The sequence below is a fragment of the Chitinophagales bacterium genome, assembly GCA_013816805.1.
GTDB lineage: Bacteria > Bacteroidota > Bacteroidia > Chitinophagales > UBA10324 > MGR-bin340.
This window is the reverse complement of sequence record JACDDS010000007.1, coordinates 1-13765: the sequence shown is the minus strand read 5'-3', so window position 1 is coordinate 13765 and position 13765 is coordinate 1. Positions and strand designations below refer to the sequence as shown.

The window sequence follows — 13765 nt, the reverse complement described above, 5'->3', positions numbered from 1 at the left end:
GCCACGCTTTTTATCTGAAAGAATGAGTCGTTATATTCCCATTTTCATTTTCGCTTCAGTAATTTTTATAATTGATATTTATAGCTTTCAGGCCATACGGCACGCAATTACCTTTTCATCTGCCGGACTGAAACGCTTTGTCACTATTACATATTTTGCCATTACGGCTTTTACCGTCGGAAGCATATTTTTCTTTAGTCTTTTTTATAGCCTTTTCAATTTGCCGCAAACTTTACGTGTTATATGGCTTGGTGCACTAATCATTTTTTATCTGCCTAAAATACTTCTGATACCTTTTTTACTCATTGATGACCTGCGGCGCGGGTTACAGTGGATGGCAATTAAAATTATCCCATTTAAAAATATTAATGCCACCCGAAATATTTCCCGTTCTAATTTTCTTACACAGATGGGGTTAGTTGTATCGGGATTATATTTAAGCGGCTTAATCTATGGTGTATTCCGGGGTGGCTATAACTACCAGGTGAAAAAGATTTCGCTGTTGCTTCCCAACCTTCCCGAAAAATATAACGGATTAAGGATTGCTCAGATCAGTGATATTCACAGCGGAAGTTTTACCGTGACTTCACCTCTGGCACACGCTGTAAAACTGGTTAATAAACAACAGCCGGATTTGGTATTCTTCACAGGGGACCTGGTTAATAATTCTTCAGACGAGATTTTGCCTTTCATTTCCATTTTTAAAAATATTAAAGCCAGATTAGGTATTTATTCCATTCTGGGAAATCATGACTATGGCGATTATAGCTCATGGCCTACCGAAGAAGCCAAACGCGAAAATCTTCATCAGCTTGTCAATGCTCATAAAAAGCTAGGATGGCATTTATTGCGAAATGAGAATGTATTAATAGGAAACCCTGAAGAACAGATTGCAATCATTGGTATGGAAAACTGGGGAACAAGATTTCAGAAATATGGTGATATGGCTAAGTCATATGCTGGTTCAGAGAAAGCTAAGGTAAAATTGCTATTGAGCCATGATCCGACACACTGGGATGCAGAAGTTTCAAAAGCCTATAAGGATGTAGACGTTACATTCAGCGGTCATACACATGGCTTCCAAATGGGTATCGAAATTCCCGGGTTTATACGTTGGAGTCCCTCACAATATTTTTACCCACATTGGGCAGGGTTATATCAGGAATTAAATCAATATCTTTATGTCAACCGCGGATTGGGATTTCTAGCGTATCCTGGACGTCTGGGGATTTCACCGGAAATTACTTTAATAGAATTAAAAAAAACATAACAATACTGTAAAATCTAAGTTAGCTTTTTTACTAATATCTACACGGGTATAATGGCCGAAGCCTTATTACTTCTATTCCAATTTTCCTGTAATTAATAATGTGATTGAGTTTTTAAGGTTAATAGAAGCGGTGCTCTAAAGCTCCATTTACTATAACGTTCCAATTACTTTTCTTAACCAAAAACGCGTTAATCCTTTCATCAGGTAAATCCAGTCATTAAAGGTAAAGGGCTTAATAACATAGCAGTTTGCCCCGTTTATATATGCTTCTTGTATGTCTCTTTGACTTGCAGACGTGGAAAGAATTAAAACCGGAAGTATGTTTAAGAAAGGATTACTTCTGATTTCTCTTAATGTTTCCAATCCTCCTTTGCGTGGCATATTTAGATCCAATAAGATTAGGGGCGCGTGTCTTTCCGTATGTAAATTTCCCAAACCATGCAGCATATCTATCAGATACTGTCCATCTGGAACATGCTTTAGTCCAATATGAGGATCCACAACATCAAGAGCTTCCATCACAAACGCAGCATCATCCAGATCGTCATCAGCCATTATAATATTAAAATTTCGCGACCGGTAAATATTATTAATGTAAAATTTTAATGAGTACTTGAAGGAACAACCTTTAGCACACACACATTTTTATAGCGAAAAGTGTAATGGAATGTTTAACGGTTTCTTAATAGTTCGGCCCATTGTATTTTTAATTTAACATTTGTCCTTACAATAGTGAGTGAATCCTATGGTTCATGTGAAACATCCGCGGGCATAAAATTGTTTTACTTATAACGATTCTATTTATGCAGATGAATTGATTGGAACAGCATTTTGAGATTGATTAAATTTCAAAAATTCCATATTACGGCTAATGTAATTGACAAAGATTGAACGGAAGAAATTAATTCAATCGTCTGAGGAAAATCTGTATCATAAGATATTGGAGTAAAATAAAAACCTCCCATAATCTGATCCTGATAACCTTCACTTTGATCGTCATCCACGACTGAAATACTCCAGCCCTGATCAATATTGGAAAGCGTATAAGGAAGATCATTTGAATAGCTTAGAGGAGCTATTGCATTATTTACTACTTCACTTTTGTAATAAGAAAATACCGTAGCTGGTCCGGGGTTTAACAATATATAAGGATCAGGATTAGAACGGTCCGATGCATCCCACATATTATCGCTAAAATCAGTGAGGGGAAACAGGCTTACTTCTATTCCGGTTATGGTTAAGGAAACCGGAGTCAATTTGGTTTCACAATGAAAGCCAGCGTACCCCTGGGGACAATTACAGGAACCGTTTAGACAGGTACCACCGTTCAGGCAGGACGTTCCATAGCAGGCATCTGTTGTTAAAGTGTTGTCCTTGTCAGAGCATGCAAAGACAACCAAAATCATTACTATCACACCTATCCGTGGCAGGTTTTGATGTATTGGAAAATTCATTATGTAATTATAAGCCACAGCGTTTGATACTTCCCTCAACTTTAATTTTTTAATTCTCTTGACTATCCATCATTCAATATCATTACGTTTCATTGTTTTTAAATTGCCATCCGTATAACCCACAATTATTTCATCGGCCATCTGAAGAAACAAACCATTCTCAACAACACCGGGGATATTATTAATTTTTGTATGAAGGGTTTCAGGATCGTTTATTCGTGAGAAATGACAATCGATAATATAATGACCGCTGTCCGTGACAAAAGGTATTTTACCGGCATACCTTAGCTTAGTGGTGCAATCGAGTTGCAACAGTTTTTGTTTTGTCACTTCCCACCCGAAAGGAATCACTTCTACGGGCAAAGGAAATTTTCCAAGCTGCGTTACCAGCTTTTTTTCATCCACTACTATTACATAAAATTTACTTGCAGCTGCAACGATTTTTTCATGCAGGAGTGCCCCTCCTCCGCCTTTAATAAGATTAAATTCCGCGTCCGCCTCATCCGCACCATCAATAGTAATATCAATGCTCTTAACCTCAGCAAATGAAGTAATATTAATCCCTTCACTTTTTGCCAGGGTCTCTGATTGCAGTGAAGTGGCAATGGCTTTAATTTGAAGCCCTTGCTTCACCATGGAACCAATTTTGATTATTGCATATTTCGCTGTTGAGCCAGTACCGAGACCTACTACCATTCCGCTCTTTACATAATCTACTGCTTTTTCTGCAGCTAATTGTTTGGCATCCATAGTTACGGAATGGGCAATTCGAAAAAATATTATCTACTGTAGAATATTTATTTATTTCCGCCTTTAGCGGATTTTATTTTCCCAAGCAATTCTTCTGTAGATGCCGTTTCCTGGTTTTCGCTTTTCCCCTGGTCAATGGCCTTCTGTGCCCATTTTTCAGCTTCATCTGAGCGTCCACCCTTAAAGAGCAGCGCGGCATAGGTATCCATAATATAATAATCTTTTATATCGGGATTGATCTTATCCATCCAGCTCAAAGCCTTTTTTACACAGGTTGGGTCATCACATTTTTCATAGATGGTCCATGCTACCTGGTTAAGGGTCTCCTGGTCCATTCCCTTTTTATTAAAATATTCATCAAACGCTTCTACATACTCTTTCCAGTGATTTTCACCTGCATAAAATGAGGTGCTAACATACATCTTATAGTCATCCTTTTGGTCGGGCGCCATATACTGGTCTACCATTGCGAGCGCATCTTTCAAGACTTTTTCATCGTGAGATTTATTAGCCTGCTGGCTCATTTTACCGACCAGGTTTTGAATAATATCTTCTGTTTCTGCACCGTAGAGCTGATGGTATTTTTCATAATTAGTCAGAAAGAATTGCTGATACTTTCCGGGCGCATTAAAAACAGATAACACGGCCCAGCTAACTTCTGAAAATTTATCGCTTTGATCATCAAGGTATTTTTCAACCATATCCTTATCCGGCATGGTTCCTTTAATCCCGTTTGCGGTAAATGCTTTTTTATAAAAATCAGGGAACCCCGGATCGATAACCCTGGAGTCATAAGCCATAACCTTTGCTGTTTTTATAGCAAGCGCTTCGCGGAATGGTTTTAAGAATTCATCTTCTTTCGGGTTATATCCTACAAATTTTGATACCAATTGCCCCTGTGGATTAAATAGTAATACGGTAGGATATGCGCGCACTTTAAACTTCATGGCCAGGTCAACACCATGTCCATTCTCGCAGTCAGATTTATAAGCAACGTAGTTGGCATTAATGAAGGTTGCAACCTCGGCATTGCCATGGTATTTTTCCTTATCCATCATCTTGCAGGGTCCGCACCAGGCGGTATATGCATCCACCATAATATATTTATTTTCAGCAGCGGCTTTAGCAAGCACCTGGTCCCAGGTACCATCTAAAAAATTAACATCCTGAGCCAACAGTCGTACCGCACAGCCTGACAGCAGAAAAAGAAAAAATAATTTTTTCATGAGTATTATGATTAAGATTTAAAGGTATTAAAGAAAACTAAAATAAAATTCTAAAGCAATAATTTGATTAGGGTTGAGAAAGTCAATCAGCATGTTATATTTTGATATGAAGTTTTTTATTCATGAAGTTATTGATCAGTCGTTGAAATTCACTGCAGTGTATGCATTAGGAATGGTATGCCCTGTTATATAAAGATAAATTAAACCACTATCTTAAATTCATGCAGCCGCTATTGAAATTTGGTTTTGTTACATCAATTATATATTTTTAGTACTCCATTTTAATTAACCTTACTATGAAATTTTTCTCCACACTCTGTGCGCTTTTTTTAAGTGTGCTTTTTTCAAGAGCCCAAACCAAGATCCTCGATTCTTTCATCGACTGGCCATCCGGCAACCTCACTGTATTTCTTTCAGATAGCCTTCCAGTACAATCGGTACAAATACTCATCGGCTCAGCTCCGGACAGCAGTGATCTATCCAATCAAACTTTCAGTTTAGGAACCAATTTGACCGAAGCAGACAACATGCTCATCCTACCAATAGGTTCTTTTTCTCATGGTGACTATTACATGGATATTTTAGTTACCGTGGAAGGTAATACTGTAGCTGAGATGGAATATAAGGCGACATATTCCAACTAGTCACGGTTATACTCTCATTCTTTTGTTTCTCTCCTTTTTTCCATAAGCTCAACTCCCTCCATGAAAAAACTATTACTGTCCTCACTTCTTTTTTCTCTACTCTTTTCCATTTCATCAAATAGTTACTCACAGCAAAACTTCTACTGGAAACCACAAGGTAGTTCTACCAGCATGAAGATAAAGAGCAATTACTGTATCGGCAGCTGCACCGGTGCAGTAGCAACGGTGTTTCCGACTTCTGTAGATACCATACTTTTCAATGGAAGTTGTGCTACAACCAATGCGGTGATGGATACTAATATAACCGTTGGGAAAATAACCATGACCTCAGCCTACACCGGCACCGTTTCTCTTAATACAGGCAAGACCCTCACCTTTGATATCGGTAGCCTGAAAGGGGGCACCTTCAGTGGTGGCAGTGCTACCATCAACTGCAATAGCTCATTTACTATTGACGGAACCGCTTTCGCCAGTACGTCCGGTACCATGACCCTAGCAGGTGATGTAACGCTTAAAACCGGAAGCTTCACCCACAACAGTGGTAAAGTTGTTTTCAAAAAAGCCTCAAACACTACTACCGTTATCAATTCATCAGCCAACACTAGTCGCTACATCTTCTATGATGCTGAATTTACTGCTCCATCACAAACAACACAGTTTACTATTAAGAACATTACCCTTGAGGTGGATCATAAGCTGACACTTTCTGGAAGCAATCAACTCTTTTTGAACACCACCACCAGCTCAACCATTGAAGTACCGGGTAATATTTTAAGTTCCAACACAGCATCCGTGGGAGGTGGAACAGTCACTATCATTGTCAATGGCACGGGTACCCAAACTATTAATGATAACCAGGGAAGTAGCATCTCGGGGAAGCTTCCAAATATTCAATTTAATAAAACAGGAGGAACGGTAACCTTAATGGGGAGAATAGGTATGGGTGGAAGCACCATGTGGGAGTATATCGCAGGAACAGTCAATGAAGGAACCTCACGGGTGATGTGCTACTACAATAACACCTTGAAGAATAGTTCATCCGGTACCATGAAGTTCTACGACCTGGAAATGTTTGGCTTAGGAGGAATACACACTATTTCCGGTACCGTACAAGTAGCTGATACATTCGTTACCTCGCAAAGCGCTGACTGTATCATCAATGGCGGAACTCTTAAAATATTGAAGGATATTAAATGGAACAATACGTCATTAACTTCCATAGGGAATACGACTTTCAAATTCACCGGTACAAATGCTCAGGCTATCTATGGTGCAGTATCACCACAGTTGTATAAGATGGTGGTGGATAAAAATGGGGGACAGATAACGTTGCAGAAGGCAGTTTCAGTTTCTAATAATTTGGATTTAGTCAATGGTTATATTATTACGGACACAACCAATGTTTTAACGCTAAGGAGTGGAGCAACAGCCACTAGTGTTTCTAATAGTAGCTTTGTCAAAGGACCGGTCATAAAGATTGGGAATACTTCGTTTACATTTCCTGTGGGGAAGGGAAGTCTCTACAAACCAATTGCGATTACTGCACCGTCATTGACCACCGATGCTTTTAGAGCTGAATACTTTAATACGGAACAAAATGTAAGTATTAAAAAAGATTCATTAACCTATATTAGTAAATGTGAGTATTGGATGTTGAAAAGGACGTTAGGCACTAGCTTAATTAAGGTAACTCTGTACTGGGATAATAGTACTTGTGATATTGTAACTACACCCTCATTAAGGATTGCAAAATGGGATGGAGGAAAATGGAATAATACCGGACCTGTGGTGGTAACAGGTACAATATCGAGCGGCAGCATGCAATCAAACAATTCAGTAAATGCATTGAGCTATTTTACGATTGGCAAACGATCATCCGCGGTCTATGCACACGCTGGAAACGACGCAACTATTTCCTTAGGTTCCTCGGTTACTCTTGGCGGCACTCCAGCCGCTACCGGGGGCATATCTCCATTTACATATCAATGGGTTACCTCTTATGCGCTGGATAATGCAAGTGTATCAAATCCGCATGCCATACCGTTTTCCACCATTCAATATTACTTACGTGTCACTGATGCAGATGGTTCCATAGGATTCGATACGGTTAAAGTAACGGTAACTGGTTTCGATATTAAATCTGTCAAGAGATTCCCTTTGCTTGCGCAAGGAAATATTAGTAGTTCCAATTGTATTATTAATGTAGAAGGTGCTGTAGGTTCAGGTTCATCTGTGGATAGTGTTTATGCCAGCGATTCAATCTTAATTAATACATCTATCGTAAATTTGGCTTTGCGTCATGCCGATACTGCAAGAACTAAAATTTCACAGCTTTCCGCGACATCCATATCAGCTATCTTAAACAGTCAAACTTATTCCTCTGGCATTTATAGGATTACCGGAAATGCTACCTTGACTGATACTTTGAAGTTACAAGGTGATATAAATTCGTATTTTATTTTTGATATAAATGGATCGTTATCGGTAACTTCCGGAACCATTAAATTAATAGGGATAAATTTTAACCAGGTTTATTTTAGGGTTCGCGATGATATCACCACATCTGGCACTTCTGCTTTAAATGGGATATTTCTTTCAGGTGGAAATGCAAACATTTCTTCATTTAACGGGAATTTTACTTTGGCTACAGTGGGATATATTGCAATTAGTGCATGTGGATTTTATTTCATTGCCATCTTAAATCCAAATCTTGCTCCTCAGTCGCGAAAATGTGAAGACTACCTAGGAAATAACGGAGAAAATATAACAAAGGGTGATATTGGATTAGGTACAGGTAAAGGAGTTGACGCAGGACCTCCAACGAAGGCTCCTGCTATGCACCCGGATTTAGTACGGTATCCGGGAGGAAGTATTTCAAATTGGTGGAACTGGAGAACCGGCTGGTTCCGTGGTTACAACAATCCGCTTTATAATACCAGTTATAATCCTTACACTTTTACCACAGCTTCCTCAAGCGGTGATGCACGAACCTTTTACGATCCTTTTCCGCTCCCCGATTTCGCCCAGGATGGTTTACCCTGGGATAATAATTCAGCTTCGCCGTTGCCAAATACCTTACAGGATTTACGGTTCCTGACCGATGGAACTGCTGCCATTCCCATTTTTGCTCTTAACCTCGTGACCTCAGATAGCGGTACACAGGTTGGAGAATTATTCAAGGCACATTGCCTTGGATTGGCAGTAAGATATGCTGAGCTAGGAAATGAATTTTATCTCGATGGAATGGAAACCAATATACGTTTCGAAACCGGAACCGATAATTATGCAAAATCGGCCCACGGATGGAGCACATTGATAAAAAAGTATTTTCCCGGTATTAAAACCGCTGCGGTTGCTGCTACCACAAAACTATCTCCACCCTCCGAACGAAGAAACGAATGGAATAATCATCTTTTTGTAAACGGATATATGGACAATATTGACGCCCTTACCTTTCACGTATACCCTCCTACAGGGCTCGATAAATCAATTCCTGGAATCTCATCAGAAAACTTGGACGACTATGATTTAGTAACTTTATGGAACACAGTACTTCCTATAGTTTTTAGCGAACCATTCGTTGCTTTCCAGGATCTGGAAGCTTATGACCCCGTTAACGACCTGCAGGAACAATTTAAATTGCTTACTGATTATAATAAAGAAGGCTGGATTACAGAATTTAATTTAGATGATGGAACATATAACCTTGCCGGGCGCTGGGCACACAGCCTTTTTGTTGCTGCAATGGCATTACGGTTTCTTAACGATACACAAATCACTCATGTTACTTTCCATACCATGATAGCCGATGCAACAAAAGGCGGATTGTTTGAGGATGACAATGGTTTTGGCTCCTCTGGTCCTGCAACTGTTAAATATGCCCTTGCGGCAAGCGGTGCAGGCATAAGGTACATTGGCTTAGCGGCAAAAAATGCACGTACAGCAAGAGAAATAACTGTTCCCGGCGCCACGCAGAATAAAGATAAAGATGGTAATTATTATCCCGGCGTTTATGGTTGGATGTTTAGCAGTACGGCGGATGAAAACCAAGAGTATTCTATTACCGACAGTAATATAGCGGTAATTTTAAACCTCACCGGGGCCAGCACCTTTATTTATACTAGTGGATTATATCCTTGCGGCGGGCAGTATGTTCAAGCTACGCAGGATCCCGGTTATACCACTTCGTTAAATCCCCTTGGGTTTATTACCGGTCATTCAGGAGAAATAAAGGAGACCACGGCATCTCTGGGAGCCTCTCCTTCGTCATTTATTATCTTACCTGCTTATAGCATAACCTTAATCAAAAACTCGCTCGATAACTTACCATTTACTTATCAGCTTACGCCGAATATACAAGTTTCCAACACTTCCGTATGCCCTGGGGATAGCGTTACCCTCTACCTTAGTGGGGGAACCGAGTACTTCATCAATCCTGCTCCCGCTTCCATCACCTATAACAAACCGACAGCAACGGCCATTCTAAAGCCTGGTGCTACCACTACTTACAGTGTTGGTGCTACAGGCTCGGCCTTTGCATCAGGCCTTTCCATTGATCTTCAGATTCAGGTAGGCATGGCGCCTGCTTATACTGTTAATTCTCCTTCTACCATCTGTCCTGGTAATGCAGTAACCTTATCCGAATCCGGGGCGGCGTCAGGCTCTAAATTTAATTGGTACCCTTCGGTGGATATGTATGTTCCATCAAGCAATCCGCTTGTGCATACCAGTGAAGGCACATCGGTAGAGGTACATCCCCAAACCACCACTACGTACGTCGTAAACGGCACCGATGGCAAATGTTACTGTAATGAACAAACGGTTACGGCTTCCGTATACCCTAAGGCAGATGCAGGACCTGATGTATATGTATGTTTAAGAAATCAGGATGATAATCATCCGCAGTTAGGTGGCACAATCTCATATCCTTCTCAAACCCTGGTTTGGTCCGGAGCACATTCTCCTTATCTGAATTCCACTACCACTGCGAACCCTAAATTTACACCTCCTACCAGCAGTTCAGGGGACTATACATATAGCTTAACTGCCACTCCTCCCGGTTGCACCGCAACTACTGACCAGGTTACCGTTCATGTGCTGGATTGTTGCACTGGTAGTAATGCTTATTATCCATTTTCCAATGATTATCTTCAAACGGGTCAAAGCGGAAGTAACTATTTAACAGCATACGATCTAGTCGAATTTTTAAACGGCACTTATACTTACTTTACCACTAATGGTATATCCCTGGATGATGTGGCAGAAATTAAAAATTACAGCAACACCATAACTATAAACGGGCTTTTCTTAATTAATCTAAATCTTACACTGGATAACTGCTCCAATATTTCTTTTGGTCCCGGCGCAAAGATTATTATAGAGCCGAACTGCCAGCTAACGGTCTCCAACGGTACTCAGTTGAAGGGGGCCTGCAGCGGCATGTGGGACGGTATTGATATAGAAGGGAATCTACGGAACGATGATGGTCTTATTATAAATAAAAGTGGCAGCTCCTCAAGCCCCATTATCAAGGATGCCACCACAGCCATCTTTTCAACAAAAGATTCCAGAATGGTTATCAATTCTGCAACCTTTCAAAACAACAATCAGCAGTTACATCTTGAAGATTACCGGTTCGGCTTTGATGCCTCGGTCACTTCCAATACTTTTAGCGGAAGCAGCAATGCCGGAAGTGCAATATATCTTGAAGGCATTTCTACTTTTATTTTTGGCGATCCTTCAAATCTGAGTTTAGCCAATACTATAAATTCGGCAAGCATTGGCATAGAAGCTATTAACAGTAATGTCCAAAGCTACGGCACTGTCATTAACATGAGCAGCAGTAACCCGGTAAGCACTTATGGAATTAAAATTATAGGAGGCGATGGTTCCAAAGTCAATAACAATACTATTGGTTATGGAAGCTCTGTAACTAACTATACTTCAGGTACTACGGGCCTTTATCTTGAAAACGCAACAGATTTTGATGTGGAACAGAACGAGATGGACGGCGTTAATAAAGGCCTAACATTAAGTGGTTCAGAAATCGATGGAGATGCTCCAATTTTTTGTAATAGATTCTTTAAAAACCACTATGGATTTGCATTAAGCAATTTGGCTAATGCAGGAAATATTGGCAGCAGTCAAAAATTTTCAAGTAATAGCTGGGAGCCCGCATCTTTTTACGATGGTACAAATGCGTGGCAAACCTATTCCAGTAGTTCTAATGGAGGATTGACCAGGATTTATTATCCTCATAGTGGAAGTCCCTGCGATAATTCTATATATATAAATAGTTACAATTACTATACGGGAGGTACAGTCGATCAATATCAGATAAAAGGAAGAGAAGCTAATTCTACTGCAACAAGTGAATGTTCAATGTCTTGTCGAGAAGAAGAACCATTTGATGAAAATTTTGGATCTCAAACTTTTAAAATCTATCCAAATCCTGCAGATAAGTCGTTTATAATAGAACTTTTGCAGCCTTACGATTCTGAAATCGTTCTTTTAGGCTACGATTTATTAGGAACGATAGTTTTGAAGACAACGATTCCAGCAGGTCAGCGATCTCTTAGAGTGAATACACAATCCATTGCTTCTGGCTGTTTAGCAATTAATATTTCTTCAAATAACCCATTAAAGACAGCAAAAATTTTAATAATTCATTAATGAAATTATATTCTAAAATTTCAATTGTACTTGTATTGGTGATATTCTGGAAATTTGCCTGTTTTGCTCAAAACGAATACAATCAATGGATAGACGGCTTTGGTTCGGGAATAGATTTCAATTATGAACCACCTCAGGCAATAACTTTTCATACTGGTAATAATTATATTGACGTTACGAATTCAAGCCTTTGTGATACGAACGGTCAGTTGATGTTTTACACCAATGGCTTTGGTATATTCAATAGAGATCTTCAAATCATGGAAAATGGCGATAGCTTGAATATTGGCGATTATTTAAGTTATGGCTATGATGCATTGGCAATACCCGATGGGACTATGATAATACCATTTCCAAATGATCCAAATAAATACTATATCATTCATACTGATCTTAACTATATCAATGTGCCACCATATGGAAACTTATTAATCAGCACACATTTATTTAGCGATGTAGTAGATATATCCGGAAATAATGGCAATGGGGTAGTTATAGAAAATCAAAAGGAAATTGTCATTTTAGAAGATACCCTTATCAACAATGGAGTGGAAGGAGTTAAGCATGGTAATGGACGGGACTGGTGGCTAATTTGTCATGAATATGGAACAAGCAGATATTATAGGTTTCTAATCGATAAAGATGGAATTCATGGTCCATACAGTCAGGATATAGGTATGTCTTATAACGGTATAAATGCTGGTGGGGGAGGTGTTTTTGGAAATATGAAATTTAACCAGCAGGGAACCCATTTTATTAAAAACAATGGAGATTCGACCGTATTTGAGCTGTATGATTTTGACCGATGCAGCGGAGAATTAAGCAATAGAAAGCAAATTAAAGTAAGTGATACTCTTTATCAACTCGAAGGACAATCGTTCTCGCCATCAGGACGATTTGCATACATTAGCGCCAATCATTGGAATTATTTATTTCAGTTTGATCTGCAGTCAGCGGATATTGAAACGAGCAGAATACTTATTGATAAGTACAATGGTTTTCTAAATCCATTACCGGTTAATTTTTACAATCATGCACTTGCACCTGATGGTACAATTTATATCTGTAGCTATGATGGTAATCATTCACTGCATGTTATTAATTCACCTGATTCAGCAGGAAAGAAATGCAATTTTGTACAAAATCAATTTGTTATTCCGAATACCCTTTACTATAACGCTTGGGCTAGTGGATTCCCAAATATGCCCAACTATCACCTTGGCGCTCTCGAAGGCAGCGCCTGCGATACAACCTTTACGGCACTACCGCCAATAAATGATGTTGCTTTTACCCAAAGCATTTATCCCAATCCCTGCTATAAGAAAGCGCAACTCAGCATAACAGGAGTTAACCATGAAGTGCTTATCAGCATTTATAATACCGTAGGTAATTTAATCTATGGTACCACCCTGCAGCCGGTTAATGGTTTTGTTCATGCTTTTATCAATCTTATGGATCAACCAGCAGGAGTTTACTTGCTTAAAGCCGAAACGGATCGGGGAGAAATCACGGAAAAGATATTGAAGGAATGAGGAGTTAAGATCTTTTACCCTCCGCCGTGTCTCCGCGGTAAAGCATTGAGTTAAGCGCGGGACCTTTAGATTTGTTTTTAAGACTTTTTATAGGGTGTTCCTGAAAATGATTTTGCCTTAGGGATGGGAATAGATTTTTATTGTCTTCGAGTGTCATTTTTTCTTTTTTATTCTATCATCATCGTTGTAATTGTTTTATACAGCTTCTTTTTTTGAT

Annotated in this window: 8 protein-coding genes; 4 read left to right on the top strand and 4 right to left on the bottom strand. The window is 39.4% G+C overall.

The annotated features are described in order from the left end of the window. Positions 1-22 precede the first annotated feature (22 nt). Positions 23-1270, top strand: a complete 1248-nt coding sequence (locus tag H0W62_07270) for a metallophosphoesterase (GenBank protein ID MBA3648335.1) — start codon at positions 23-25, stop codon at positions 1268-1270. A 150-nt stretch (positions 1271-1420) separates the two neighbouring features. On the opposite strand, the gene H0W62_07265 is transcribed toward H0W62_07270, so the two are convergent. The 4 genes from H0W62_07265 to H0W62_07250 form a co-directional block, all read right to left on the bottom strand. After that, complete coding sequence (locus tag H0W62_07265; protein ID MBA3648334.1) at positions 1421-1825, bottom strand: response regulator; 405 nt, start codon at positions 1823-1825, stop codon at positions 1421-1423. A gap of 293 nt (positions 1826-2118) precedes the next feature. Continuing rightward, entirely contained in the window at positions 2119-2724 is a 606-nt protein-coding gene (locus H0W62_07260; protein ID MBA3648333.1) for a calcium-binding EGF-like domain-containing protein, read from the bottom strand. A gap of 69 nt (positions 2725-2793) precedes the next feature. Further along, the gene (gene rpiA / locus H0W62_07255) at positions 2794-3474 is read right to left on the bottom strand and encodes a ribose-5-phosphate isomerase RpiA (GenBank protein MBA3648332.1); all 681 of its coding nucleotides are present in this window, start codon (positions 3472-3474) and stop codon (positions 2794-2796) included. 47 nt (positions 3475-3521) lie between these two features. Continuing rightward, a complete protein-coding gene (locus H0W62_07250; GenBank protein ID MBA3648331.1) occupies positions 3522-4700 on the bottom strand; it encodes a thioredoxin family protein in 1179 nt (392 codons plus the stop codon). Between the two features lie 296 nt (positions 4701-4996). On the opposite strand from H0W62_07250, the gene H0W62_07245 reads away from it, so the two are divergent. From H0W62_07245 to H0W62_07235, 3 genes are read left to right on the top strand one after another with little or no spacing between them, the layout of a single operon-like run. Then, the gene (locus H0W62_07245; protein ID MBA3648330.1) at positions 4997-5344 is read left to right on the top strand and encodes a hypothetical protein; all 348 of its coding nucleotides are present in this window, start codon (positions 4997-4999) and stop codon (positions 5342-5344) included. Between the two features lie 60 nt (positions 5345-5404). Next, positions 5405-12016 carry a hypothetical protein gene (locus H0W62_07240; GenBank protein MBA3648329.1) on the top strand — a complete coding sequence of 2204 codons (6612 nt, stop codon included), beginning with the start codon at positions 5405-5407 and terminating at the stop codon, positions 12014-12016. Continuing rightward, complete coding sequence (locus tag H0W62_07235; GenBank protein MBA3648328.1) at positions 12016-13548, top strand: T9SS type A sorting domain-containing protein; 1533 nt, start codon at positions 12016-12018, stop codon at positions 13546-13548. The genes H0W62_07240 and H0W62_07235 overlap by 1 nt, the downstream gene beginning before the upstream one ends. Positions 13549-13765: the final 217 nt, after the last annotated feature.

Coding starts and splice junctions, on each gene's coding strand:
- H0W62_07270 (MBA3648335.1), top strand. CDS start 23: ATGAGTCGTTATATTCCCATTTTCATTTTCGCTTCAGTAATTTTTATA.
- H0W62_07265 (MBA3648334.1), bottom strand. CDS start 1,825: ATGGCTGATGACGATCTGGATGATGCTGCGTTTGTGATGGAAGCTCTT.
- H0W62_07260 (MBA3648333.1), bottom strand. CDS start 2,724: ATGAATTTTCCAATACATCAAAACCTGCCACGGATAGGTGTGATAGTA.
- rpiA (MBA3648332.1), bottom strand. CDS start 3,474: ATGGATGCCAAACAATTAGCTGCAGAAAAAGCAGTAGATTATGTAAAG.
- H0W62_07250 (MBA3648331.1), bottom strand. CDS start 4,700: ATGAAAAAATTATTTTTTCTTTTTCTGCTGTCAGGCTGTGCGGTACGA.
- H0W62_07245 (MBA3648330.1), top strand. CDS start 4,997: ATGAAATTTTTCTCCACACTCTGTGCGCTTTTTTTAAGTGTGCTTTTT.
- H0W62_07240 (MBA3648329.1), top strand. CDS start 5,405: ATGAAAAAACTATTACTGTCCTCACTTCTTTTTTCTCTACTCTTTTCC.
- H0W62_07235 (MBA3648328.1), top strand. CDS start 12,016: ATGAAATTATATTCTAAAATTTCAATTGTACTTGTATTGGTGATATTC.